Below are 26,592 nucleotides of genomic sequence, written 5' to 3' on the forward strand. Positions count from 1 at the left end.
TTTAATCTATTGTATGTTTGGCTTATGCTGTTTTTGCCAGAGGCTTATTGCCAGAGGTCTGAAAGGTGTTTACAAAACTTTGTGTATCAGATACCCAACCAAAAAAGGTTTTGATGTTATAGAGACTTGCTTCTTGTGCTTCGACGGGCCCAGCCTGATAGCACGCATCCTTAAGAGCTACCCCGAAATACTCCAAGAAAAAACCATCCCTGAGAGTTGACTCAACACAAACATTGGTCGCAATACCAACAAAAACTAAATTTCGGATTCCACGTACCCGCAACATGCTGTCCAGTGCGGTATTAAAAAATCCGCTATAACGAGGCTTTTCAATCACCAAGTCTTGTGGTTCTGGCTTTAGTGCATCAATCAACTCAAAGTCCCAACCACCTTTTGCCAATAGCTTTCCCTGTAGCTCAGGATTTTTGCGCATGGTTTTTAAAGCATTCGACTTATGGAAATTCGGCGAATCAATCCCTCCTGCTTCGCGATATTGATCATCCCAACCATTTTTAAAGTAAATCACCTGTATACCCGCTGCATGTGCAGCAAGAACGGACTTTTGAATGTTTTCAACCACAGGTCTAGTTTTAGATACATCAAACCCAGCTAAATCCAAATAGCCACCTTCTGAGGTATAGGCATTTTGCATATCAATCACAATCAATGCCGTGTGCTCAGGTGCCAATGCAATATGTTCAGGTTCGGCTTTCAATGTTTTTGCGTGCAGGCACTGTTTAGTAAATTCTGTACAGACAATCGGCTCATTCATGCACTTTTCTCCAAAATAGCTTGGGATACGTCCTCTTCAACCACGATATGTTCACGGCATTTCATTAAAGGTTGTATGCGCTGACCAAAGTCTTCGACCCCTTGTACAAAATCATCAAAGGTAAGCAAAATGCCTTCCGTCCCTTGGATCTCACCAATTTCATCTAACATTTGTGCAACATGCTCAAACGAGCCTACTAAGGTTCCCATATTGATATTCACAGGTGAAACTGAAGAGGCCATTTGACGGATGTTCGTATCTGCTCCAGATTTGGTATCTTTACCACCTTGATTCATTAGCCAATTGATGGCCTCCATATCTGCACCAGCATTATATTTTTGCCATTTTGCATGTGCCTCTTCATCGGTTTGTGCAGCAATCACCATGAACAACACATAGGTTTGCACGTCACGGCCTGTTTTATCCGTTTGTACTTTTAAGCGGTCATTGATTTCTGCATAGGCTGTTGGTGTATTCAACCCTTTACCAAAGACAAAGTTGTAGTCGGCATATTTGGCAGAAAACTCAAGTCCTGTATCAGACTGACCTGCACAAATAATTTTCATGTCTGCTTGTGGACGTGGACTGACACGACAATCTTGCATGGTAAAATGCTCTCCTTTGAAGTCTGAACGCCCTGTTGCCCAAAGTTCACGTAGAATTTCTACATATTCCGAGAGATATTCATAACGTTGTGCAAAATATTCATCTCCTGGCCACATCCCCATTTGCGTATATTCTGGAGCTTGCCAACCTGTCACCACATTTAAACCAAAGCGCCCATTTGAAATAGAATCAATCGTTGATGCCATACGCGCCACAATTGCAGGTGGCATTACCAATGTCGCTGCTGTTGCATAAATTTTGATTTTGCTGGTTACTGCTGCAAGCCCAGCCATCAAAGTGAATGTCTCAAGGTTATGATCCCAAAACTCAGTTTTCCCGCCAAAACCACGCAGCTTAATCATCGACAAAGCAAAGTCGAAGCCATAATGCTCAGCGCGTTGAACAATTTTTTTGTTTAGTTCAAATGAAGGCATATACTGTGGGGCGCTTTCCGAAAGCAGCCAGCCATTATTTCCAATCGGGCAAAACACACCTATTTTCATCTCTTTTATCCTCTGGCCTCGGTGAATGCTGATGAATTAAAAATATTCAATCAGCGCAAAGTTTTTACTCTTTGTTTGATAAAAATACATTTGCATAAGCCGTGCCAATTTATTTTTATTATTTATTTTCAAATATTTATTATATTTTAATTATTTTTATTTTTTACCAAAAAGTAAAATAATAATTATCACCATGCACTATATTTGTGATCTATGGTCGAACATTGTGCAGAAAATGAACCAAACTAGTTTTTTTAAATGTATTCGCCTAAAGAAAAAGGTGTCTAGATATAAAATCTAGACACCTTTATTTTATAAAGTTGAATTAAACAATTAACATTTAAACCAAACTTTCCTGTGCTATTAAAAAGCCCAATATTTCGTTATTCATCCGTGCTGTCTCAGTTACAGTCGCCGCATGAGCGCCCTGCCTTAAAAGAGTCAACTGCGCATGCGGAAACAACTGTTTTAGCTTTTGTGAGCGTTGGTAAGGCACAAGGAAATCATCTTGGTTCGCGATCAAATGCATAGGGATATTCTGCAAAGCCACTCGTATCTCCTCGCTCAGTTGAAAAGCCATTAAAGCACTCAGTCGTCGTAATACATTTTCATGTGGTGGAAAGTTTTGAACTTGGAGCTGTTCTTGTTTTTGAATACTTTCTATATTTGCTGAAATCCAAGCGGGTGGATATAAGAACAATGCTTGCGCTTTGACATAAGCTTCTGTTCCAGCCCATTTTAAAAGATTGATTCGTGTTTCAAAGCATTTATAAGTATGCGCATCTAGCGTATCCCAGCCATTTAAAATCGTGATGGACAACATACGATACGCTGTCAGTTGGCATAAATATGCTAATTCGGCACCAATAAAGCCGCCCAATGCATGACCAATAAAATGAAATCGTTGAATATGATGTTGTTTTAAAATCAGCAAAAGTTGCTGCCCCAAATCTCGCATACAATAATCTGGTTTTAATAATGCTGCATCAGCACAGCAACCTTCTTGATCGTAAATCAATACATGAAACTTAGACTGTAGCACTTGAATTTGGGGTTGCCAAAACTGACCATGTCCGCCTAAACCAGACGATAGAACCACATATTCTGCACTTTCTTCATTTGAGGGAAAAATTTGTACATTCATCTTAAAATTTACTTATTGGTCAAAAAAAATAAGTTGCAATAATTATGCCTTTAATAAATACATATATTTTTAAATTTTATAGTGCTATTTTATAAATAGATGAAAGATTATGCTGTCATAAGACTCATATATGAAAAAATAATAAAAGCTTATTATAAATAATCATAAAGAATACAAATATTATTAAATTTTTATCCTTAAATTATATAAATATCGAGAACTTAAGTGATATTCAAGATAACTATTTTTGATGTAAATAGAACGTATATATAACTTTAACTAATATTTTATTTCACTAAAAGCCATGCATATTACACATGAAAACACAACATTATGAACTGCTTGGTTTTATACTAAGCGCACAGTTGTTTTGTTTTATGAGTAGGTTTTAAATGAACACAGGACTTGAAATCACGTCTATGCGCGACTCTGCTGAAGTTGTTGTGAGTATTTTAAAATCTCTAGCCAATACCGATCGTTTATTAATTCTATGCCATTTGTCGCAACAAGAACTTAATGTTTCACAAATTGAAGAAATTACTGACATCAAACAGCCAACACTTTCTCAGCAATTGATGATGCTACGCAAAAGCGATGTCGTAAATACACGTCGTGACGGTAAGCAAATTTACTACTCCATTAAAGACGAACGTATGGTAGAAGTCTTAAATACTTTATATCAGTTGTATTGCCCTAAACCACGTCTTTAAAATCAAATAATTATGCTATTTTTGATGTGAGTATAATGAATGCTAAGACTTCTTAGCATTTTTTATGCATAATATATCTAAATTTATGATTTAGATTTTTTTATGTCTGATTGGAATCGTCGTCTAGGCCTTTATCTCCCCGCATGGCAGTGGCTCAAGCACTATGACACGCCTACTTTTAAATCAGATTTACTTGCATCCTTTATTGTCATTGCCATGTTGGTTCCTCAAGGCATGGCATACGCCATGTTGGCAGGTTTACCTCCAATTACAGGATTATATGCCAGTATCATCCCGATGATTATTTATGCCATCATCGGCGGCAGTCCCACGCTTTCGATTGGTCCCGTTGCCATCATTTCCATGATGACCTTTGCGACTTTGAATTCAATGTTCGAAGTTGGTTCACCTGTCTATATACAGGCAGCCTGTCTATTGGCGCTCATGGTCGGTGTTATTTCTCTGTGTTTGGGGATGCTACGCTTTGGTTTTTTAATTCAACTCATTAGCCATCCCGTTATTCAAAGTTTCATTATTGCTTCGGCCTTACTCATTGCTTTGGGTCAGTTGAAGTTTATTGTTGATCTGCCTTTAAAAGCCAATAATATCCCCGAGTTTGCGACTAGTGTTTGGCAATACATTAGTCTCACTCACGTAGGGACGCTAGTCTTTGGACTCTGCGCCATCGCTTTTTTAATTTACACTCCCAAACTACTAAACAGCCATGCCATTAAGTCTTGGTTCGGATCGACTGTATTACTTTCGCGCACCATTCCTTTATTTTTAGTGGTTGCGTCGATCGCCTTAGTCTATTTTTTCCAACTGCAAACATTTGGAATCAAAACGGTCGGAGTAATTCCATCTGGTATGCCTCCGCTCGATATGCCGTATTGGAACTGGGCTCTAGTTCTGCAACTGTTGCCAGGCGCCACCATGATCGCAATGATCAGTTTTGTTGAATCATTGTCTATTGCCCAAGCAACAGCGCTACAAAATCGTAGTCAACTGAATAGTAACCAAGAGCTGATCGCTTTGGGATTAGCCAACATCAGTGCTGGTTTGAGTTCAGCCTTTCCTGTCACAGGCAGTTTATCTCGTACTGTCGTTAATGCAGATGCAGGCGCTCAAACCCCTATGGCAGGAGTGATATCATCATTATTGATTATTGTAGTGAGCTTATACTTTACTGGTTTTTTTCAAAACCTGCCTTTAGCCATTCTGGCTGCAACGATTATTGTCTCTATTTGGAAATTGGTAGACTTTAGACCCTTTATTGAAGCATGGAAATATTCAAAAGCAGATGGTATTGCTATGTGGATCACGTTCTTTGGGGTCGTATGTATAGATATTTCAACAGGTCTGATCATTGGCATGATCTCAACATTTGTTTTATTGCTTTGGAGAATTAGCCGTCCACATATTGCGGTGATTGGTTTGGTCGAAGGTACACAACATTTTCGCAATGTTGAACGTCATGATGTTCAAACAGCTGCACAAGTGCTTTCCATGCGTATAGATGAAAACCTAAGTTTTCTCAATGCCAATGTCTTAAAAGGTGAACTGATTAATGCAGTCAGCCAGCAACCTGCACTGGCTCATGTCGTGATCAATTGTTCAAGTATCAGCAGTATCGACCTAAGTGCTTTAGAAATGTTAGAAGATATCAATTTAGAGTTATCTAAACAAAACATTCAGTTGCATTTATCGGAAGTTAAAGGCCCTGTGATGGATCGGTTACAAGGCTCAAAACTGTTGAAGCATTTAAGTGGAAAAATATTCTTGACTCATTATCAAGCAATTCAAACGCTTGCACCACAGCTTCTATCGACACATTCAATATGATCTATATATGAAAGTTTTTTGGCACAAATGAAAAACTTTCTATGTCTTTTTATGATAAAAACCCATTAAATATGTCATTTTTATGAATAAGAATGAATAATAAAAACTGAAATTACAATAACTTAATTTTTATATTTAAATATTTTTCAGTCAGTTAGGAAATTAGGTATAAAATGGCGCACTTAAAATCCGTATTTTGTCCTCGTAATTTTCAAGGCGCCTCTATGTTCTCTGTTTTAGCGCGAATGAGTTTAGTTACTCGAATTATCATTGCCATTATTTTAGGTATTGGTGTAGCTCTTGTTTTTCCCGGTGTTGCACCTTATTTGAGCCTACTAGGCGACTTGTTTATTAAAGCGTTAAAATCTGTGGCGCCTGTACTTGTTTTCGTTTTAGTTCTTGCCTCTATTGCCAATTTTAGAGTGGGCCACAGTGCAAATCTACGTCCAATTATCATCATGTATGCAATTGGTATGTTGCTCGCTGCGTTTGCAGCGGTTGCCGTCAGTATTATTTTCCCAAGTACATTATACTTAAATTTACCTGCAAATACGGATCTACAAGCACCAAGTAGCCTGATTGAAATTTTTAAGAATTTACTGCTCAGTTTCATCGCTAACCCTGTAACTGCAATTAGCGAAGCAAACTTCATTGGTATTTTAGCTTGGGCTGTTGCTTTAGGCGTAGCTTTTCGCCATGCAAAAGACACGACTAAAGACTTCTTAAATGACACAGCTCATGCGGTAAACAGTGTTATCCGCCTCGTAATTAACTTTGCACCAGTGGGTATTTTTGGCTTAGTGGCCGTCACTTTTGCTGAAACGGGTCTAAGTACTCTAGAAAGCTATGCTCAGTTGCTTGCAGTATTGCTGGGTACTATGGCTTTTGTGGCACTAGTAATTAACCCACTTATGGTTGCGGTTGTAACACGCAGCAACCCCTATCCTTTAGTATTCCAATGTTTACGTGAAAGCGGTATTACTGCATTTTTTACACGTAGTTCTGCTGCGAATATTCCAGTTAACTTGGACCTTGCAAAGCGCTTAGGCGTTCCTGAGTCTACGGCAAGCGTAGCAATCCCTTTGGGTGCAACCATCAATATGGCTGGCGCATCTGTGACCATTACTGTACTTACACTTGCAGCAGTCAATACCTTGGGGATTGATGTTGACTTTACTACGATGATGATTTTATCAGTACTTGCGACCGTGTCAGCATGTGGTGCTTCTGGTGTTGCAGGTGGTTCTTTGCTGTTGATCCCTGTTGCTTGCGGCCTGTTTGGTATTTCTTCTGATATTTCGATGCAAGTCGTTGCTATCGGGATGGTGATTAGCGTATTGCAGGATTCAACTGAAACAGCGCTTAATTCATCAACTGATGTATTATTCACTGCAGCAGTTGACCGAGCTTCAAAATAATATATTGTAGAATCAGTACATTGTTTCATTTTTGAAGTTATGCCATTTCAACACTTACCATTTTGGATACAACTGGGTGCATTCTTTTTAGCAATTAATGCTGGAATGATTAATGTTTTAGGACTGGTCACAGTATTACACCAGTCCGTTTCCCACATGACAGGTAATATCAGTGTTTTAGCCATGTCACTTGCGAACTGGCAACCTGAGCACATCTTATACCTTGCGCTTGTTACATTGTGCTATGTGGTAGGGTCATTTTACAGCGGTATCATTTTAGGAAATAGCCACTTTCAGTTGGGTCGCCGTTATGGCTTACCCCTTAGTCTGGTGGCTTTTTTTATTTTTCTATGCTGGTTGTTCCTGCCGTACTTTCCGCGCTATGCACTGCTCTGGGCATGTGTTGCAATGGGTGTACAAAATGCCATGGTCAGCCACTACAAAGGAACCATCATTCGAACCACACACTTGTCTGGTGTCTTAACCGACTTAGGTTTAGCACTCGGCTATCGGGCAAGAGGTCTCGTGGTCGAGCGACGCCGTGTTGTATTACATCTTCTTATTTTAATTGGTTTTTTCATTGGTGGACTCAGCGCAAGTTTGATCTACCCTTATTTCAAACTCAACTCTTTCTTAATCCCGACAGCATTAAGCTTGATCCTTAGTGTTGTATATTGGATCATCTATTTTCGATATCGTCGTATTTAAACGCAATTGTGGAATTCGTTATGGTTAAAAATGCATTACAGGCTCAGTTACTCAAAGCCGGTTTAGTCGACAATAAAAAGGCAAAAAAACTCTCTAAACAAGCAGTGCATGAGCAAAGAACTGGTCAAAGCAATGAAGCTGAGATTAAGGCAAAAATTGCGCAAGACAAACAGCAAAAATTAGAGAAAGATCAAGCCATAGAGCTTGAGAAGAAAACGCTGTTGCAAGAAAAAGAGCTCAAAGCAGCCATTATTCAAATGATTTCACAGCATAAAATCCGTGATACGGATGGCGAAGTCATCTACCAATTTATTGATGATGGCAAAATCAAAAAACAATATATCAATCAACAAATTTATAATGCCCTAGTTGCAGGCAGTTTGGTGATTGCTCGTGATCATGACAACTATGCTTTCTTACCAAAAGCTTTAGCTGAACGTATCAATGCTAAACTTGAAGGTTTTATTATTGTCAATAACTCAGAAAAGAATGAAGCTGTCACTGATGAAGAAGATCCTTATGCAGCCTATGTCATTCCAGATGACTTAATGTGGTAATGATTTGACCATTTAACGTTCAAGAAGCTTCCGACAAGGAGGCTTTTTTACAATAAAATGATAGTGATAAATCCCTCCTTATCATGTTGGTCTTTTATCTTTCAATCCAACACATCTATTGAATCTATCTATAATTCAGCCAACGCTCCCAACAACGAGTAAATAATCAAGTCGTTGAAAACGTGTATAAATTTAGTGACATGATTTGATTAATCTGTATAGCTGATTACACTATTTTCAGTGTTTTAATCAAAAGAAGACTAAATTTTGGATAAATTTCATTTTATACAGAACTTAAAAGACTGGTCAGATCAGTATCCTTGGATCGAAATGCTCACAGGGTTTTGCATACTGATTTTAATTGCAATATTGGCCTATATTATTGCTAAACATGTTGTTGTCCGTGGTATTCGGCATCTCATCACTAAGCTAAAATTTGCCAATCATGACATCATGTCGCAGCATAGTGTGATTCGTCGAATTGCGAACATTGTCCCAGCAATCGTCATTATGAATGGTATCGTCACCGTTCCCCACCTGTCTGCGAAAATGGTCAGCTTTGTGCAAATGGCAGCGCAAGCATTCATCTTCTTGACCATCGCCTTAGCCATCGGTGAATTGCTTAATATCTTCAATTTGGTGTATCAGCGTAATCCTAAATCACGCAATAAACCCATCAAAGGTTATTTGCAACTCATCAAGCTGATTATCTTTATTGTCTGTGGTTTGATGATTCTAGGGACTTTCCTGAAAAAAGATGTCTTCACTTTGCTTGCAGGTTTTGGTGCAATGGCTGCAGTGTTGATGCTGGTTTTCCAAAATACAATTTTGTCATTGGTGGCTTCTGTGCAGATTTCATCTTATGACATGGTACGTATTGGAGACTGGATTGAAATGCCCTCACTTAATGCCGATGGCGATGTGATTGATATGTCATTACATACCATTACCGTACAGAATTTTGACAAAACATTCACCACCATTCCAACCAACAAATTGGTCACTGACACCTTTAAAAACTGGCGTGGAATGTCACAGTCTGGCGTTCGGCGTATTAAACGCTCCATTTATATTGATCAAAGCAGTGTTCATTTCATGTCAGAAGAAGAGCAAGTTAAACTGCGCGATTTCCTGTTACTAGATCAGTATTTAGATCATAAGAGTAGTGAATTGATTGAGTTTAATCAAAAACTTGACAATACATCACCGTGTAACCAAAGACGCTTGACCAACATCGGAACGTTCCGTGCTTATGTCGAGTTATACCTTAATCAGCATCCCAATATTTCAAAACACCAGTCCCTCATCGTACGTCAGTTACAGCCAACGGAAAAAGGTTTGCCACTAGAAATTTATGCATTTAGCAACCAAATTGCATGGAAAGACTACGAGGCTATTCAGTCAGATATTTTTGATCATTTAATTGCGATTATTCCAGAGTTTGGACTCAGAATTTACCAAGCACCTTCAGGGCATGATATGCAAGTTGCACTATCTGAACATTAAATTTCTTATTTAGCACACTCAAATAGTTTCAATTTGAGTGTGCCCAAACTTTTCAAATATATAAAAATACTTACTAAGTCTATTGGCTTAATTTTCATCATTTCCCGGGAAAATCTATTCTGCTTTAACATTAGTGATTAAAAACTGTGTTAATTAGATTGAGTATTGTGTAAATAAATTACATGAATAATTACATGAAATATACGTCTTTATCACAACATCCACCTTTTCTCTTCATTAAATTAGCCATTCCTTTTAACTTTAGTAAGACATTCTAAAATGAATACTTTAAATAAAACTTTCATGGCTACTCTTTTAGCTGTTGCAGCGACTTCTTCCTTTGCAGCAGAAGCGCAATCTGTAGAAACAACTCAAGCGGTAGTTACAACTGAAAACACGACTTCTGCTTCGGAAGCTACTGCAGCTGATGTTACGGCGACTTCGGAAGCTCAAGCAAACTAACACATTAAGTGTTTCAGGGAGTCCAACTTAAATTGGATTCCCTTGTATAAAACACCATGTCTAAGCACAAAATTTGTATTAAAAGCAATTCTCTCTGGACAAAACTACCATTTCCTAAACAGACACATGGTCTTGTAATTTACAAACAACTGAACGACCTTTTCATGCTAAAATTCTCGAACTCTGATTATCTATAAAACAAACTGTTATTCCCTAAACAGCTTATTTTTACAAGGTTTTATTTATGTTCAAATGGTTTGAAAAGCGTGTTGATCCCTATCCAGAAGAAGGACTAAACCAGCCTTTACCAACCACTTTCTTTCCATTTGTTTGGCAGGCAGCTAAAGGTGTCCGTCAATATTTAGTGATTTTAGTTTTATTCACTGCTGGTGCGGCCAGTTTTGAAGCACTCCTTTATGCAAAAATTGGTGAACTGGTAAATTGGCTCAGCAAAAGTCAGCCTGAAACCTTTTTAGCAGAACACAGTTCAAACCTTAGCCTGCTGTTTTGTATTTTGTTAGCCAACATTTTCTTTGCCAGCCTCCAGTCCATTATTAAGCACCAAATTTTGTTTAGTTCTTTCCCAATGCGTTTGCGTTGGCGCTTTCACAATCTTTTGCTGAAACAAAGTCTCGACTTTTTTCATAATGATTTTGCAGGACGATTGTCTGCAAAGGTCATGCAAACAGCTCTCGCCGTACGCGAGTTCTGGGTCATTTTAGGCGACATGTTGGCCTATGTATTGATTTACTTTATCACTGTCAATCTAGTCCTTGGTGCTATTTCACCGTTGTTAATTGTGCCTTTGCTAGTTTGGTTGGCTTTATTTATTTGTGCTGCGTATCACTTTATTCCACGTTTAAGCAAAGTCTCTAACGAACAAGCTGATGCTCGTGCGGTGATGACAGGCCGTGTAACCGATGCTTATACCAATATTCAAACCGTTAAACTCTTTGCCCATGCTGGGCGTGAAAGCCAATATGCCAAAGCCTCGATGCAAGAGTTTATGGTTACGGTCTATAAGCAAATGCGGTTGGGCGCAAAGTATGAAATTAGCATCCTATTTTTAAATGTCGTGCTCTACGTTGGTGTCCTCGGCACAGCTGTCTGGTTATGGATGAATGGACAGGCTGAACTTGGTGTCATTGCAGCAGCAACAGCCATGATTTTGAAGCTGAGTAGTATTGCTGAGTTTATCATGTGGCAAACCTCAGCCTTATTTGAGAATGTCGGTACCATTCAAGATGGGATGAAAACGCTTGGTCGCCCGATTAATATCCAAGATAAGCCTAATGCTAAAGACCTTGAAGTTAAACAAGGTGTGATTGAGTTTAATGACGTAACTTTTGCGTATAACAGTAAAAATGTCATCGACAATTTAAACTTACATATTCGTGCAGGTGAAAAAATTGGGATTGTGGGTCGCTCTGGTGCAGGTAAATCCACCCTCATTCAACTTTTATTACATTTTTATCAGTTAAAACAAGGTGAAATTTTAATTGATGGACAAAATATTGAAGACATTACTCAAGATAGCTTACGTCGCAATATTGCTTTAGTCACTCAAGATACCTCCTTACTTCATCGTAGTGTCGCTGAAAACATTAAATATGGTCGTCCAAATGCAACAGATGAGGAAATGTTTGCTGCCGTACGCAAAGCCAAAGCTGAAGAGTTTATCCCACAACTAACAGACTTACGTGGCAAATCGGGTTATGAAGCCTATGTCGGTGAGCGTGGGGTAAAACTTTCAGGTGGACAACGTCAGCGTATCGCAATTGCTCGAGTATTCTTAAAAGATGCGCCTATTCTGATTTTAGATGAAGCCACCAGTGCCTTGGATTCTGAGGTTGAAGCTGCGATTCAATCTAGTTTAGATGACCTCATGGAAGGTAAAACGGTAATTGCAATTGCACACCGACTCTCAACCATTGCACAAATGGATCGTTTAATTGTGCTCGATGAAGGTCATATTGCTGAGCAAGGGACGCATGAGGAACTGATTGAGAAAAATGGCATTTATGCACATTTATGGCAGCGTCAGACAGGTGGTTTTTTAACAGAACAACATCCGATCAAAGCGCAAAAGGAAGCTTAATATACTAAACAATATTATTGACTGAATGATCATTTAAGCCTAGATCTCCTTAGAGGTGATTTAGGCTTTTTAATTTATCTATAGTCACGATTAGCCTATTTATAACAATCGTTATAAGCACAGTAAAATACTTATGTGTGCAACGAAAAATTATGCTATTTATTATTTACTTGAGAGGAATTCAAACACCGATAAACTGAACCTATATTTGCTCAAAGTATATTGTCAAACAATATACTTCATGGATTTTCATTATTCATGCCAATATAACTTCAGACCGAAAAGAAAGAAAAATGCAATGGATCGCGCATGAAAACAGTTTCACTTCGCCAAGATCAAGGAATTCCTGGTGTTTATGGCTTATTGTTATTAGATGTTGTGTCTCGCTGGGGCTATAACGCAGAGGCACTCTTTTCCCCTTTTCAACTCACCAGCGAACAACTTGCTGAGCCTGATTTTCGTATCCCAGTGCATACTGCGAATGAATTGGTTAAATTAGCCAGTCGTCTGACTGGTGAGCCCACTCTAGGCTACCATCTTGGTACGCAGATGCGTATTTCAATTCATGGTTTCATTGGCTATGCCATCATGACCACACATGATATTGGTGAAGCTTTAGTTCTGGCAAATCGTTTTATTCAACTACGTATGCCTTTTTTGCAGCTTTTCTTTTCTACCTTTGGCGAAAAAGCAACTTTACAATTACGTTGCGATGTTGATATTGAACCTTTGCGTACGGATATTGCGATCAGTATTATTTTTGGGATTGTGTCAATGAGTAAGGCACTCACTGGTATTGAGGCTCTGGCTGGTGAAATTGATTTCGATTTTCCAGAGCCAGAAGGCTTTGACCGCTACCGCACAAAGTTGCCTAACCATAGTGTTCGTTTTGATCAACCTCATCTACTTTTAAGCTTTGATAAACATTACTTAGGCTTTAAAATGGTCAATGCCGACCCACTTGCAAGCCAAATTGCGATTAATCAGTGTGAAGCCGAACTCTCCGCTATGGGTGAACGCCGAAGATTATCTATGCGAGTTCGTGACATTCTAACCCGATCGGAACAACACTATTTAAGCATCGAGCACGTGGCTGACCTATTACACATGTCTGATCGAACACTGAAACGCCAATTGGCTGCTGAAGGTACTTCATTTTCCACCATTGTTGACGAAGTTCGATACCGCCATGCCACCTCACTACTTTCTCGTACTGACTATAGTCTGGAACAAATTGCAGATGAACTAGGATATAGCGATGTAGCCAATTTTAGCCGTGCATTCAAACGCTGGAGTGGTCGCAGCCCAAGTAATTGGCGTAAAGATCCCTATTTATAAGCCTTTTGTTTTTATAAAAAAGCATGTATAAATCATGCAAAAATGTTTTTTGTATTTTAAGGAGTTATTCATGAATCATCCTTCAGAATTGAAGTATGCAAGTACACATGAATGGGTGCGTATTGAAGGTGATCTGGTTGTAACTGGTATTTCAGACCACGCACAGGATGCTTTAGGCGATTTAGTCTATGTTGAAACCCCAGAAGTTGGTCAACAGATCACAGCTGGTCAACAAGCAGGCGTCGTTGAATCAGTCAAAACAGCTTCTGACATTCATGCACCCGTATCAGGCACCGTTGTTGAAATCAATGCAAATTTGGAAGATGACCCAGACTTTGTCAATGATGACCCCTATGGTAAAGGTTGGATTTATAAAATTAAGCCTGACAATATGGCCGATGTTGAACAGCTTCTATCAAATACAGCCTATGAAGCTGGACTATAAATAAAACTGAAGCATTTGAAATAAGCAAAGTCAGTCTTCGGACTGATTTTTTATTATCCTCCTATTTTAAGAAATAAATCATTTTCTATAGCACAGTGACCGTCTATTTATTTCCATTTATCACAATAACCACACTTTTCACGTTTTTTGTACTATAATTAAACAATTCTAAACTGTACGATAGCGTCTCAAGATCCCTGCATAAAAAATATAAAAGCGCCTTGTGACTTAGCCTCAAACCAAAGGTTCAGCATGTCCACGTCCAATACCCCAACGCTGTGGAATAAGTCTTTTATTCTTTGTTTATTCAATAATTTGTTCTTATTCATTTTTTATTTTGCACAAACCACCATTCTACCAATTTATATTTTAAAAGATTTGGGCGGAAATCTTACGCAAGCAGGTTTAGCCATGACCTTGTTTATGGTTTCATCCATTGCTGTTCGACCTTTTAGTGGACTGATTATTGAAAAATTTGGTCAAAAGAAAACACTTTTCATTTCGGAAGCCTTATTTTGCCTATTTTCCTTAGCTTATCTCTTAGCTGATAACTTACAGGTGCTTTTATTGATTCGTTTTCTGCACGGCATCTGGTTCAGCATTGTTACAACTGTGGCTGTTCCTATTGTGAATGAGTTTATCCCAGAGAAACGTAAAGGCGAAGGTATGGGCTATTTTGTCATGTCAATTAACCTAGGTATTGTTCTAGGACCATTCATCGCTTTGACGCTTATTCAGTCTATGTCTTATCAAATGGTTGCAGGATTTTTGGCATTTAGTGTCTGGCTTGGTTTTCTCTTTTGCTTTTTTATCCCAATTCCTTCGAAGCCCAAACATTCTAAATCTAGTAAAAAACATAAGCTCAGTAGAGATGATTTTATAGAAATAAAAGCCTTAAACATTTCAATTATGGCCATGATTATCTCTTTTTCCTATGCCAGCATCATGTCGTTTATCTCTACCTATGCAGAGTCTAAGCATCTGCTTAATTATGCAAGCTTGTTTTTTATTGTCTTTGCTATTGCTATGATGAGCCTACGCCCTATTACTGGCAAGATTTATGATCAACATGGTGCAAATTATGTAATTTATCCTGCTATTCTCTTGTTTAGTTTAGGTCTTGTAATCCTAAGTCAAATTCAATCATTAGCGGGCTTGCTCATTGCAGCAGTATGTGTAGGTATGGGCTTCGGTTCAGCTCAACCCTGCCTACAAACCCTAGCCATTCAACGTGCTGAAAAGCATCGGATTGGACATGCAACTTCCACATTTTTTACCATGTATGACTTAGGTATTGCTTTAGGTTCAATTTTGCTGGGACTACTGATTTCAAAACAGGGCTATAGTTTCACCTATTTACTGTGTGCAACAACGACAGCTTTAAGTTTATTCTTCTATACTTATGTCGTAAATCGTAAAAATATATCTAAATAGAAGTGTCCGCAGGTTCTGATCATTAAACATACGGACTCAAAGCTTAGCTTTCAGCTTGTGTTTCTTCTAAGTCTTTTGACTTCTCAGGAGTTGTTTGATCAAAAGATAAAACACTACTTGTATTCAAATGTGGATTTGCTCTACTGCTTTTGAGTTTAATTTGTAAGCGCAATTCATTTACCGAGTCTGCATTGCGTAATGCTTCTTCATAGGCAATTGCACCTTGATTATACAAATCAAATAAAGCCTGATCGAATGTTTGCATTCCAAGCTCTCTTGACTTTGCCATCACTTCCTTAAGCTCATGAAAATTCCCCTTTAATATCAAGTCTGACATCAAAGGCGTATTGAGCATGATTTCCACTGCTGCCCGGCGACCACGACCATCTTCAGTACGAACTAAACGCTGCGAAATAATCGCCTTCATATTTGAAGATAAGTCCATCAAAAGCTGATTTCTTCGTTCTTCTGGAAAGAAGTTAATAATACGGTCTAGGGTTTGATTGGCATTATTGGCATGCAAAGTTCCAAGACACAAATGTCCTGTTTCTGCAAAGGCAATTGCATGCTCCATCGTTTCAGTATCTCGAATCTCACCAATTAAAATAACATCAGGTGCTTGGCGAAGTGTATTTTTTAAGGCATTGTGCCAAGAATGGCTGTCCACACCTACTTCTCGGTGAGTAATCATTGATTTTTTATGCTTATGTACATACTCGACAGGATCCTCGACGGTAATAATATGCCCTGCTGAGTTTTCATTTCGATGGTCAATCATGGCTGCTAAAGAGGTTGATTTACCAGATCCTGTACCACCAACAACCAATACCAGACCGCGCTTTTCCATAATCACATCTTTTAAGGACTCTGGAAGCTGCAACTTGGTAAAATTCGGTATTTCCGCAGCAATCGTACGAATAACCATCCCTACTTGCAGTTGTTGCTGGAAGACATTGACACGAAAACGAGAAACATTGGGAACACTAATTGCAAAATTACACTCAAGCTCAGTTTCGAATTCTTGACGTTGCTTTTCGTTCATTAAACTATAGGCAAACAGCTTAGTTTGATCTGCTGCTAAGTTCTGTTGCCCTAAAGGCTTCATCAAGCCTTGATGCTTGATACTCGGAGGAAAGTCCGCAGATATAAATAAATCTGAACCGCCATACTCAACCACCTTGGTGAGCATGTGGAACATCATTCGACGAGCTTCTTCTAAGAGTTCTGCAGTATACATAGTATTCTCTAAAAATTAGTGCAAATAGCTGACCCTAAAAAGCATTTTTGTTAAAAATACAATTTGTTATCATGTTTCTAAGGTTACTGATTGTGCATAACTTTAACCGCCAGCTCAACCTCATTTATTCTTTCATAAATAATTTTTAACTTATTTTTCAAATTATTATCAGTATTTTCTGAACTACATCACAAAAAAAGACCTTCAAATCTGAAGGTCTTTTTATAGGTACTTCAATCATGCGCTGCGCTGTATAGCATGCATTCTTAAAGTATCAGCAATATCTAATAGTACCTGTTGTGTTTTTTCCCATCCTAAACATCCATCCGTTACCGATTGGCCATAGACCATATCTGATGAGATCTTTTGATGACCATCTACCAAGTAACTTTCAAGCATGACACCACATACATTACTTTGAGCACGCTCTTCAACAATACTAAGCAATACCTCAGGTTGATTGAGCGGATTTTTGGCACTATTACCATGACTACAGTCAATCACTAGAGCCGGTAATTCGCCTTTCACTTTATCTTGCATTTGGCGAATATGTGTTATGTCATAATTAGGTCCAGAATTTGCACCGCGTAAAATTAAATGAGGCTTCGGATTTCCAGTAGAGTGCAACATGCATGCCATGCCTTGCTGCCCCACCCCCATGAACTGATGCGGATTTGTCGCTGACTGAATCGCGTCCAATGCAATTTGAATAGAACCATCTGTCCCGTTTTTGAAGCCTATGCTGAATGGCATGTGACTTGAGATTTCACGGTGAATTTGCGACTCACTCGTACGTGCACCAATCGCCCCCCATGCCAACAGATCATCAAAATATGCTGTTGCCATTGGACTTAAAATTTCTGAGGCAATAGGCAGTCCTTTTTCAATAATGCTTAAATACAATGCACGAGACTGCTCTAGGCCTAACTGCATATTTGAGGAACCATTTAACATTGGGTCGTATAAAAAGCCTTTCCAGCCAACGGTTGTCCGTGGTTTCTCGATATAAGCACGCATAACGAAGAAAATTTGGTCTGCAACTTTGCTCTGTAATTGTTTTAATTTTTCAGCATATTCTAATACTGCAATCGGGTCGTGAATAGAACATGGTCCTGTAATCACCATAAGACGATGATCCTGCCCACTCAAAATCTTTTGAATCGTTTGACGCTGTTCAGCAATTTGTAAGTTTAATGCTGCTGAAAGTGGTAGCTGTGTTTTGAGTTGCTGTGGTGAACTTAAAGACGTTTCTTGAGCTGTTTGTTGAGCTTGTTGTAGTGCAGTATTTAGAGCATTCATTGGTTTGTATCCTTTGGACTGTGGTCTCAGTCCGAGCTTTTATTTGAGCGTTATGGGTCTAATGGATTGTTCGGCTGAAGTCATAAATTGACTAAAGTAAAACCAATAAAAGTTGCTAAAGTATGAATAGTTAATCGTTTTCATGAAGTTCTCCAAAATTTATTAAAATAGCAGATATAAAAAAACCTGATCAGGGTTGCCGATCAGGTATTAACTGGGTGGGCAACCTTTTGATGCCCGAACGCGTTCAGGCAACTATCTAAATTGCCAAAAATAATATGTCGCGTTAGAAACTACAGGTTGCTTTAACATTTTTATATCTTCAAAAATATGTTATCTGAAATTTAAAATACGCTGATTTTTTTGCTTTTACAACACTTTTTTATAGAAAAGTGTTGTTCTATCTCCATAAACACAACCCTCCAGGAAAATCGGAAATCATGCAAGCTGTCTTTGTCTAAAGATCAATGTTTAGTGTCGTTTTAATAATTGCATTTCAGCCTGTTGAGCCGAAACTGGAGGGCTAAACAAATAGCCCTGCCCAATATGACAACCCATTTCCCTTAAAAGTTGTAATTGAGTAGCTGTTTCAATGCCTTCAGCAATAATATCCATAGATAATAAGGGGCCCAGTTTAGCTAATCCCTCAACAATCGCATAAATTGATTTATCTTCACTTAATCGCTGTACAAATGAGCAATCAACTTTAATGATATCAACAGGATAGTCTCGTAAATGAGTTAGTGAAGAATGCCCCGTGCCAAAATCATCTAATGCAATTCTCACACCATTGGCTTTAAGTTTTTTTAAAGCTCGAATAACGTACTCATAACCCCGTTCTGCTAAATGGTACTCTGTGACTTCTATTTCAACAAATTTTGCTGGAATAGCATGTGTTTTAAGCCGTTTTAAAAATATTTCTGCGAAGTTATCTCGCATAAATTCAACAGGTGCAGCGTTGATTGAAATAGGAACAACCTTTAACCCTTTTGCTAGCCATTCAGTAATCTGTTTAAAAACCTGATTCTGCATAATTTCACTTATACGACTAGATAGCTCATAATCATTAAACGCAGCAGCAATTCTTGCAGGGCTTTGAATATTATTATGTTCATCTCGCCAACGTAATAGCGCTTCATAACCAATAATTTTTTCAGACTTTAAACAGACTTTAGGCTGAAAATAAGCCTCAATAGTCAAGTTACGAATAATTTGATGTGCGCAATTCAGTTGTGCTGAATGCTCTCGAACAGCATTAAACATGTCTTGATCAAACATTCGCATACCGCCACGCCCTTGGGCTTTAACATCGGTAAGTGCGGTATCTGCACACTTCATTAACTCGACAATATCACTAGCATCATCTGGATATAAGCCACAGCCGATACTCATGCCTCCATTAATATAATTACCTGCGAATGTAATCGGGATCTCTAATTGCTTTAAAATCAGTTGAGCAATTTCATTGAGTTCACCAATATCTCGTACATGTGGAATAATGACTCCAAACTCATCACCGCCAAGACGCGCCAAGAATGCTCGTCCTTCAAGAGTCTGTTTTAAGCGTTTAGATAATATGCGCAAAAGATGATCGCCTGCAGCATAACCCAGCGTATCATTAATTGTTTTAAAGTGATCTAAATCCAACAACATCACAGCAAGCTTTTGCTTTTTATCCCGTGCATTTGTATATAGTTTTCTTATTTTTTCTTTAAACGCTCTACGGTTATTTAAGCCTGTAAGTTCATCCCGTTCATTTCCTTGTTTAAGCTTTTGTTCTGCCAAGTATTGTAAAGTTACATCACGTGAAACACATAAAATACTTTGGGTTTTACCATCGACATCTAGTACAGGTGTAAGGACATTATCCCAGTAATAGACACTGTCTTTAGAAAAGCTCATGCCATTAAAACGTGAGTTTTTTCCATTGTTAGCATCGAGCATCGCCTTTTTAGCTTTTTTACGAATCGCTTGTGGCAAAATTCCGATCCAAGACATGCCAAACTCTTTTAAATCTGCACGCCCAAAAAAATTTTCACATGCTGACTTATTCATGTGTGTGATTGTGCCATCAGGGTCAACCACAATAATACAATCCACACTGGCATCCAACATATCGGCATGAGCTCTTAAAAGAGCCAATGATTCAATATGGATTTTCATGCCCTGATGAATATTGGTACAACTGATTTTAAAACCACCGATTGGACTATTTTCCAACTCAGCTTGAATTAAAAACCAGTGATACTCGCCTTGTTGGTTACGAATTCGGCAGGATTTTTCAAATTTATGTTCGACTACAATTGCTTGATGCAAAAAATCATCGAGTACTTGAACATCTTCAGGATGAATATAATGAAGTAAATTAAATTCTTGTTCTGATATATTCATCACACCCAAATATTGGCGTAGGGATAAGTTTAGGTACTTACATACATGACTATGCAACCAAAAAAGCTGTGGAATAGAATCAATCAATAAACTGTCATTTTTAGAAATGGCAGTTTTCCCTGCCTCATGTTCATAAGCAAAATTTTTAGATTTAATTTTCGGCTGTGATTGGATTCGCGACATAATAATTATCTGCAACTTAAACTAGCTGATTTAATCCGTAATCAGACATATTGTTTAAAAAAGAAATCAAGCAAAGTCATAAATATAAATTAAAAAAACAAAGAAAAACAAATGTGAAGTGACGTTGCGTGATTGCCATCACACCATGCATCATATACAACTTATATGAGCCTATACCAATGAAAAATTGCAACATTTACACAAATCCGACAAATAAACAGAAGCGATATTTGAAATTAAACTCAGCCTATCCTTGCTGGGGAAAAGAGCATATAAAAAAAGTAATAAAATTTAAATAATAACAACTAGATAAAATAAAAGTTCAAACATGCAGACAGATCACTGATTATTTTTAGTTAGAATGAAACATTATTTATCAGTATTTTATGCGCTAATTTTGAGCAAAAAAAGAAGTCCAATTGGTAGATCCATTCCAATTAGACTTTTACTGAATTAATGCATTTTAAATACATTAATTCAGTAGCGCTTTCTTCAATAAATTTAGATTGTGTTTAATAAATGAAAATGAATTTTCATTCTTTTCATAGCACTGGTTTGGTAATGAATATTTCGCCAATTTTGCCCAAACAGATGAAAACTGTTTGATAAAACTGGCTTCATTGTAATGAATCCCATAATCCGCACATAATTCTTTAACTTTTGGGGCTACTTGTGCGTAGCGATTTGCAGGCATATCTGGAAAAAGATGATGTTCAATTTGATGGCTCAAGTTGCCACTTAAGATATGGAGCCACTGTGTTCCAGTAAAGTTACTCGAACCTCGAATTTGACGCAGATACCACTCGGCCCGTGTTTCATTGTCGATATTGTCCATTTCAAAATTTTCAGCGTCTTCGGTAAAGTGACCATTAAAAATCACCGCGGATGCCCATAAGCTACGAATAACATTCGCTACAGCATTTCCTGTAAAGACAGGCAATGCATTTGGCCCAGCGATGATGGGGAAAAAGACATAGTCTTTAATCACTTGGCGTTTCATCTTCTGTCTAAAATTATATGACTCTACCCAAACTTCACGCCATGTTTTGGTTTTATAAGCGACCACATCTTCGATATGCAGATTTTGTATGCCAACGTACCACTCAAAAAATACCATCAACTGAGCAGCTAAAGGCAAATTCAGCAAAAAGCGAGGTTCCCATTTCTGTGCATCACTCACACGGACTAAGCCATAACCGACATCATGATCCATCCCGACAATGTTGGTATAGGTATGATGGATGTAATTATGTGTATGCTTCCAGTCGGGGCCTGTGGCCATAGTATCCCAATCATAATTGCTACCATTGAGACTCGGATCATTTAGCCAGTCAAACTGACCATGCATGACATTATGCCCAAGTTCCATATTTTCTACGATCTTAGATACCCCCAATAAACCTGTGCCCAAAAGCCATACTGGAGGTAACCACCCTGCAAACATGAGCATTGTACGTGCGCCTATTTCGCTATAGCGGACAAAATTTCGGATTGTGTAAATATATTCGGCATCTTTTTCATTGAGGCTTTCCATCACTTCACGGCGGATCGCTTCAACCTTTAAGCCAAACTCTTCGATTTGTGCAGGACTTAAATATTTGGATTTACTGCTTTCACTAAAATATACGGGAAGATTCATATCTATACCTTCTTAAAGGTTAATTACAACAGGACTAACCGCCTGTGAAATGCATAACTTAATTTGAGTGTTATTGTTTTGATCCAGTTCACCTGTGAGTAGATTACGCACCACACCCTGAACTTTGGTACATGAACAAGTATTACAAATCCCCATACGACAGCCATGTGCGGGATGTAAACCCGCCTGTTCGGCACTTTCTAATAAATTGCTTTGAGCTTGAAACTGTTGCTGCGAACGTTGAAATGTGACCATTTGAGCGTTCTGAGTGTGATCGACAGTAATTTGAAAGTATTCGGTATGCAGATGGTCAATTAAGTCTAAAGCCAGATAGATTTGTGTCAGACTTTGCATCATATTGGCAGCACCGCAGGCATAACATTCGCGTTGTTCAAAACCTTCAACCTTTTGGCTAAGCAAGTCTTGGCTCAGATGTTGTTTATCCAGCAAGGTATTTATATGATGATATTTAAACTGCGGATAATGTTCCGCTAAACGTTGCAGTTCTACGTGAAAGGCATCATCCCGCGTAAAGTAAATTAGATCAATATGGGAAACTATTTGTGTTTGTTTTAATGCAGCATTAATCAATGCGTAAATTGCAGTAATGCCACTTCCAGAGGCAATCATCAGTGCAGAATGAGGCTGCGTTTTTAAAACAAATTCACCCTGCGATTGGGAAATTTCAACTACACTTTTTTCGAACTGCTGAGTAAGCGTATTTGAGACTTTTCCCTGTTTTCTTACAGCAATCACAAGATTACCATTGTCTAAAATCTCGACAATCGAATAGCTACGTTGCCAACGTACACCACCTATAAGCACCGTTACTAAGATGCTTTGCCCAGCTTGATAACCAGCGACTTTAAAATGACGATTTGGCTGTAACTGCATGCACACGAAGTCATCTGACAAATGATGCTTTGCAACAATCTGTGCTTTGGCCTTTTTCCAAGCCCACAGCGGATTTACTTTTTCAGCTAGAAAATCCACAAAATCTTCTCGAACCCATTCTGGGTGGTACTCAATATGCTTTCCCATAGTCACCCTCTGATCTAAATTTATTTTTATACAAGTGTGCATTATTGAATCATCAAGATACGGTTAGAAGTTGTTTTCAGCTATGTCATAAAAGGACAAAATCTAACAAATTGACATTTTCTATCATTTTTGTCTAACAATATGAACAGTTTTGCCACCCCACTTTTCGTTTCATTAAAAACAAAAAAACCAAGCCTAAGCTTGGTTTTCTAAATGTATTACACTGAATTAGTCTTCAAAATGAATCACTGTACGGATAGATTTGCCATCATGCATCAAATCAAACGCTTCATTGATTTTGTCGAGCCCCATAGTATGAGTGACAAATGGAGCTAAACGAATGTCTCCACTCATGGCTTCTTCAACCATACCCGGCAGTTGTGAACGACCTTTTACACCGCCAAAAGCAGTCCCTTTCCAAGTACGACCAGTAACCAGTTGGAACGGACGTGTTGAAATCTCTTGGCCTGCACCTGCTACACCAATAATCACCGACTGGCCCCAACCACGGTGTGCACATTCCAATGCTGAGCGCATGACATTGGTGTTACCAATACATTCAAATGAGTGATCAACCCCCCAACCTGTCATTTCAACAATCACTTCCTGTACAGGACGGTCATGGTCTTTTGGGTTTACAAAATCAGTTGCCCCGAATTCTGCTGCTAATTTATATTTGTCAGGGTTCGTATCAACCGCAATAATACGACTGGCTTTAGCCTTTTTTGCACCTTGTACAACAGCTAGACCAATACCACCTAGACCAAAGACAGCAACGGTATCGCCCTCTTGTACTTTGGCTGTATTTTTGACTGCACCTAAACCAGTGGTCACGCCGCAACCCAATAGGCATACGTGTTCTGGGTTAGCTTCTGGATTGATTTTAGCCAAAGACACTTCTGCGACAACAGTATATTCAGAGAATGTTGAACAGCCCATGTAGTGATAAATCGGTTGTCCATTATAAGAAAAACGCGTTGTACCATCTGGCATCAAACCTTTACCTTGAGTTGCACGAACAGCTACACATAAATTGGTTTTACCTGACTGGCAGAATAAACACTCGCCACACTCAGCTGTATATAGTGGAATAACATGATCGCCCGGCTGAACGCTAGTGACACCTTCACCCACCTGAACCACGATACCCGCACCTTCATGGCCTAAAACCGCAGGAAAAACACCTTCAGGATCATCACCAGATAAAGTAAATGCATCGGTATGGCAAACACCTGTATGCGTAATCTTGACTAAAACTTCACCCTTTTGCGGTGGAGCAACATCAATTTCTACAATTTCCAGAGCTTGTCCTGGTCCAAAGGCAACGGCCGCACGTGATTTCATTTTCGCTATCCTTAACAGCTATTTAACAGATGAGCTACAGTAACCGCTTTTTATTCACGGTTTCAACCTATAACATGTGAAATATATAACTTATAAAAATTAGGTCTTTAAAACCAATATGCAGATATCAACTTTTTGTAGACCACTAATTGTACTGAGTACAGCTTTTACACTCGCGGGATGCCAACTCGCCCCCAATCAGGCTAAGCCCTCAGCCCCAGTCGAAGTTTTTGCACAGCATTGGCTCAATGAGCAAGACGTATCTACACAACAAAAGCAAGGGCTTACAGCCTATTTGGCGCTTGATGAGGCTTTCATGAGTATTGCTTCACGTCTACATTTGATTCGCGAAGCTAAACACAGTCTGGATGTTCAATACTATATTTGGGGGGATGACTTTATTGGTCATATGATGTTACATGAACTGCTAAATGCTGCGGATCGTGGTGTAAAAGTACGTTTATTAATTGATGACCAAAACGGCACTGCATTAGATGAAACGTTCAAAACATTAGTCGCTCATCCCAATTTTGAAATTAAATTGTTCAATCCTTACAAATACAGACATTTACGTGTGATTGATTATGCTTTCCGCTTCAAGCACATCAACCATCGTATGCATAATAAACTTATCATTGCCGATGGCTCCATTGCCGTAACTGGTGGTCGTAACATCAGTAGTGAATACTTTGACGCCAGTGAAAACTTCCAATTTACCGATTTAGACATTTTGTTTTATGGGCAAGCTGTAGAGCAAGCCAATCGTGTATTTCTAGACTTTTGGAATGATGACTTAAGCTACGCTGTACCACAATTAATCGGTCAAGGAACTCAACAAGCGCTGACTGATTTAAGACAACATTACGAAGCTGATGCTTTAGATAAAAACGTCATTGAGCGAAAAATTGATCGGGCACGATCAGAAGTCAATACAGAGCTGAATCAACACCCTATAAATTGGGCTAAAGCACATTTTATTGCAGACTCTCCCAATAAAATTCGTGCGAATGCAAAGCCTCATGAAATGATTGTCAATCAAATGTTTAATTTGATGGGCAAGCCCGAACAGCATATGGAGTTAGTTTCAGCTTATTTTGTTCCAACAACGGCTGGTACGGAGTATCTTTCAAGCCTTGCGAAAAATGGTACTCGCGTTCGCGTTCTGACCAACTCTTTATTTGCCAATGATGTGGCAATCGTTCATGCATTTTATAAAAAATATCGCCACGATTTACTTAAAAATGGCGTAAAGCTGTATGAGTTTAAACCTTATATTGAAAGAGAAAATCGAACATGGTATGAAGTTGCTACAGGTAATGTGATTCCAGCAAAAGGCAGAAGCTCATCTCGATTACATGCCAAATTTTTTGACATTGATGGAAAAGTATTCATTGGTTCATTTAACTTCGACCCACGTTCAGCTCATTTAAATACAGAAGTGGGCTTAGTCGTGGAGTCGGATCAATTACAAAATGCAATTTCTGAAAAGTTAGATCAGTATTTGCCTCATATTGCCTATGAATTAAAACTCGATAAACAAGGTCAACTCATTTGGCTCGACCGTCAAAGAGATGGCACTATTATTGAACACCATAAAGAACCCGAAACAACAAAATTCCAAAGATTTATGATGAAAACTGTCTCATATTTACCTATTGAATGGATGATGTAATGACAAAGAGATGACGATTAAACATTTTAACTCACTTACTCCAACTCACTATACACTGCACAAAGTCTTCATATTGATCATTTGGTTTAAAAAATAAGTTGAGCTAAAAGCCAAATGTAGTGAACGTTATGAAAAAATAAGCCCAAACTCATCTTATTTAATACTTAAATTCGCTCATAGCTTTGAAAGATTTTACTCACTCCAGACTTTGATTTAACATATCCAGCTTTCGTTATATCCCTC

21 protein-coding genes are annotated in these 26,592 nt (G+C 38.5%); 12 read left to right on the top strand and 9 right to left on the bottom strand.

The features are described 5' to 3' along the window. Positions 1–22: 22 nt before the first annotated feature. The 3 genes from rutB to rutD form a co-directional block, all read right to left on the bottom strand. Entirely contained in the window at positions 23–772 is a 750-nt protein-coding gene (gene rutB / locus ACE01U_RS12355; RefSeq protein WP_151707444.1) for a pyrimidine utilization protein B, read from the bottom strand. After that, entirely contained in the window at positions 769–1,881 is a 1,113-nt protein-coding gene (gene rutA / locus ACE01U_RS12360; protein WP_110974003.1) for a pyrimidine utilization protein A, read from the bottom strand. The genes rutB and rutA overlap by 4 nt, the downstream gene beginning before the upstream one ends. 340 nt (positions 1,882–2,221) lie before the next feature. Then, positions 2,222–3,025 (bottom strand): pyrimidine utilization protein D, encoded by an 804-nt coding sequence (rutD, locus tag ACE01U_RS12365; protein ID WP_151707443.1) that lies wholly within the window; start codon positions 3,023–3,025, stop codon positions 2,222–2,224. Between the two features lie 392 nt (positions 3,026–3,417). On the opposite strand from rutD, the gene ACE01U_RS12370 reads away from it, so the two are divergent. The 11 genes from ACE01U_RS12370 (at position 3,418) to ACE01U_RS12420 (ending at position 15,543) form a co-directional block, all read left to right on the top strand. Then, the gene (locus ACE01U_RS12370) at positions 3,418–3,735 is read left to right on the top strand and encodes an ArsR/SmtB family transcription factor (RefSeq protein WP_086210042.1); all 318 of its coding nucleotides are present in this window, start codon (positions 3,418–3,420) and stop codon (positions 3,733–3,735) included. 102 nt (positions 3,736–3,837) lie between these two features. Next, positions 3,838–5,577, top strand: a complete 1,740-nt coding sequence (locus tag ACE01U_RS12375) for a SulP family inorganic anion transporter (protein ID WP_395579593.1) — start codon at positions 3,838–3,840, stop codon at positions 5,575–5,577. Between the two features lie 224 nt (positions 5,578–5,801). Then, entirely contained in the window at positions 5,802–6,995 is a 1,194-nt protein-coding gene (gene sstT / locus ACE01U_RS12380) for a serine/threonine transporter SstT (RefSeq protein WP_086210044.1), read from the top strand. A gap of 39 nt (positions 6,996–7,034) precedes the next feature. Further along, a complete protein-coding gene (locus ACE01U_RS12385) occupies positions 7,035–7,703 on the top strand; it encodes a YoaK family protein (protein ID WP_086210045.1) in 669 nt (222 codons plus the stop codon). A 20-nt stretch (positions 7,704–7,723) separates the two neighbouring features. Further along, positions 7,724–8,260: a DUF2058 domain-containing protein gene (locus ACE01U_RS12390; protein WP_086210046.1), complete on the top strand. Its 537-nt coding sequence runs from the start codon at positions 7,724–7,726 to the stop codon at positions 8,258–8,260. 267 nt (positions 8,261–8,527) lie between these two features. Continuing rightward, complete coding sequence (locus ACE01U_RS12395) at positions 8,528–9,766, top strand: mechanosensitive ion channel family protein (protein ID WP_086210047.1); 1,239 nt, start codon at positions 8,528–8,530, stop codon at positions 9,764–9,766. Between the two features lie 303 nt (positions 9,767–10,069). Then, positions 10,070–10,228 carry a hypothetical protein gene (locus tag ACE01U_RS12400; RefSeq protein ID WP_228147006.1) on the top strand — a complete coding sequence of 53 codons (159 nt, stop codon included), beginning with the start codon at positions 10,070–10,072 and terminating at the stop codon, positions 10,226–10,228. Between the two features lie 244 nt (positions 10,229–10,472). Continuing rightward, positions 10,473–12,326 (top strand): ABC transporter ATP-binding protein, encoded by a 1,854-nt coding sequence (locus tag ACE01U_RS12405; protein ID WP_395579594.1) that lies wholly within the window; start codon positions 10,473–10,475, stop codon positions 12,324–12,326. A gap of 309 nt (positions 12,327–12,635) precedes the next feature. Then, positions 12,636–13,664 (top strand): AraC family transcriptional regulator, encoded by a 1,029-nt coding sequence (locus ACE01U_RS12410; RefSeq protein WP_086210049.1) that lies wholly within the window; start codon positions 12,636–12,638, stop codon positions 13,662–13,664. 70 nt (positions 13,665–13,734) lie between these two features. Beyond that, the gene (gene gcvH, locus ACE01U_RS12415; protein ID WP_086210050.1) at positions 13,735–14,109 is read left to right on the top strand and encodes a glycine cleavage system protein GcvH; all 375 of its coding nucleotides are present in this window, start codon (positions 13,735–13,737) and stop codon (positions 14,107–14,109) included. A 210-nt stretch (positions 14,110–14,319) separates the two neighbouring features. After that, complete coding sequence (locus ACE01U_RS12420) at positions 14,320–15,543, top strand: MFS transporter (protein ID WP_228199417.1); 1,224 nt, start codon at positions 14,320–14,322, stop codon at positions 15,541–15,543. Between the two features lie 43 nt (positions 15,544–15,586). Here ACE01U_RS12420 and ACE01U_RS12425 read toward each other — a convergent pair whose 3' ends face one another. The 6 genes from ACE01U_RS12425 to ACE01U_RS12450 form a co-directional block, all read right to left on the bottom strand. After that, complete coding sequence (locus tag ACE01U_RS12425; protein ID WP_086210052.1) at positions 15,587–16,780, bottom strand: PilT/PilU family type 4a pilus ATPase; 1,194 nt, start codon at positions 16,778–16,780, stop codon at positions 15,587–15,589. Between the two features lie 237 nt (positions 16,781–17,017). Next, a complete protein-coding gene (locus ACE01U_RS12430; protein ID WP_395579595.1) occupies positions 17,018–18,079 on the bottom strand; it encodes a 3-deoxy-7-phosphoheptulonate synthase in 1,062 nt (353 codons plus the stop codon). Positions 18,080–18,550: 471 nt separating this feature from the next. After that, a complete protein-coding gene (locus tag ACE01U_RS12435) occupies positions 18,551–20,653 on the bottom strand; it encodes an EAL domain-containing protein (protein WP_395579596.1) in 2,103 nt (700 codons plus the stop codon). A 472-nt stretch (positions 20,654–21,125) separates the two neighbouring features. After that, complete coding sequence (locus tag ACE01U_RS12440) at positions 21,126–22,292, bottom strand: fatty acid desaturase family protein (protein ID WP_110973995.1); 1,167 nt, start codon at positions 22,290–22,292, stop codon at positions 21,126–21,128. A gap of 12 nt (positions 22,293–22,304) precedes the next feature. Then, a complete protein-coding gene (locus tag ACE01U_RS12445; RefSeq protein WP_395579597.1) occupies positions 22,305–23,333 on the bottom strand; it encodes a flavin reductase family protein in 1,029 nt (342 codons plus the stop codon). Between the two features lie 228 nt (positions 23,334–23,561). Then, positions 23,562–24,677, bottom strand: a complete 1,116-nt coding sequence (locus ACE01U_RS12450) for an S-(hydroxymethyl)glutathione dehydrogenase/class III alcohol dehydrogenase (RefSeq protein ID WP_395579598.1) — start codon at positions 24,675–24,677, stop codon at positions 23,562–23,564. 118 nt (positions 24,678–24,795) lie between these two features. Between ACE01U_RS12450 and ACE01U_RS12455 the strand changes: the two genes are divergently transcribed. Then, positions 24,796–26,349 carry a phospholipase D family protein gene (locus ACE01U_RS12455; protein ID WP_110973992.1) on the top strand — a complete coding sequence of 518 codons (1,554 nt, stop codon included), beginning with the start codon at positions 24,796–24,798 and terminating at the stop codon, positions 26,347–26,349. Positions 26,350–26,592: the final 243 nt, after the last annotated feature.

The sequence above is a fragment of the Acinetobacter halobius genome, from assembly GCF_044130335.1.
GTDB lineage: Bacteria > Pseudomonadota > Gammaproteobacteria > Pseudomonadales > Moraxellaceae > Acinetobacter.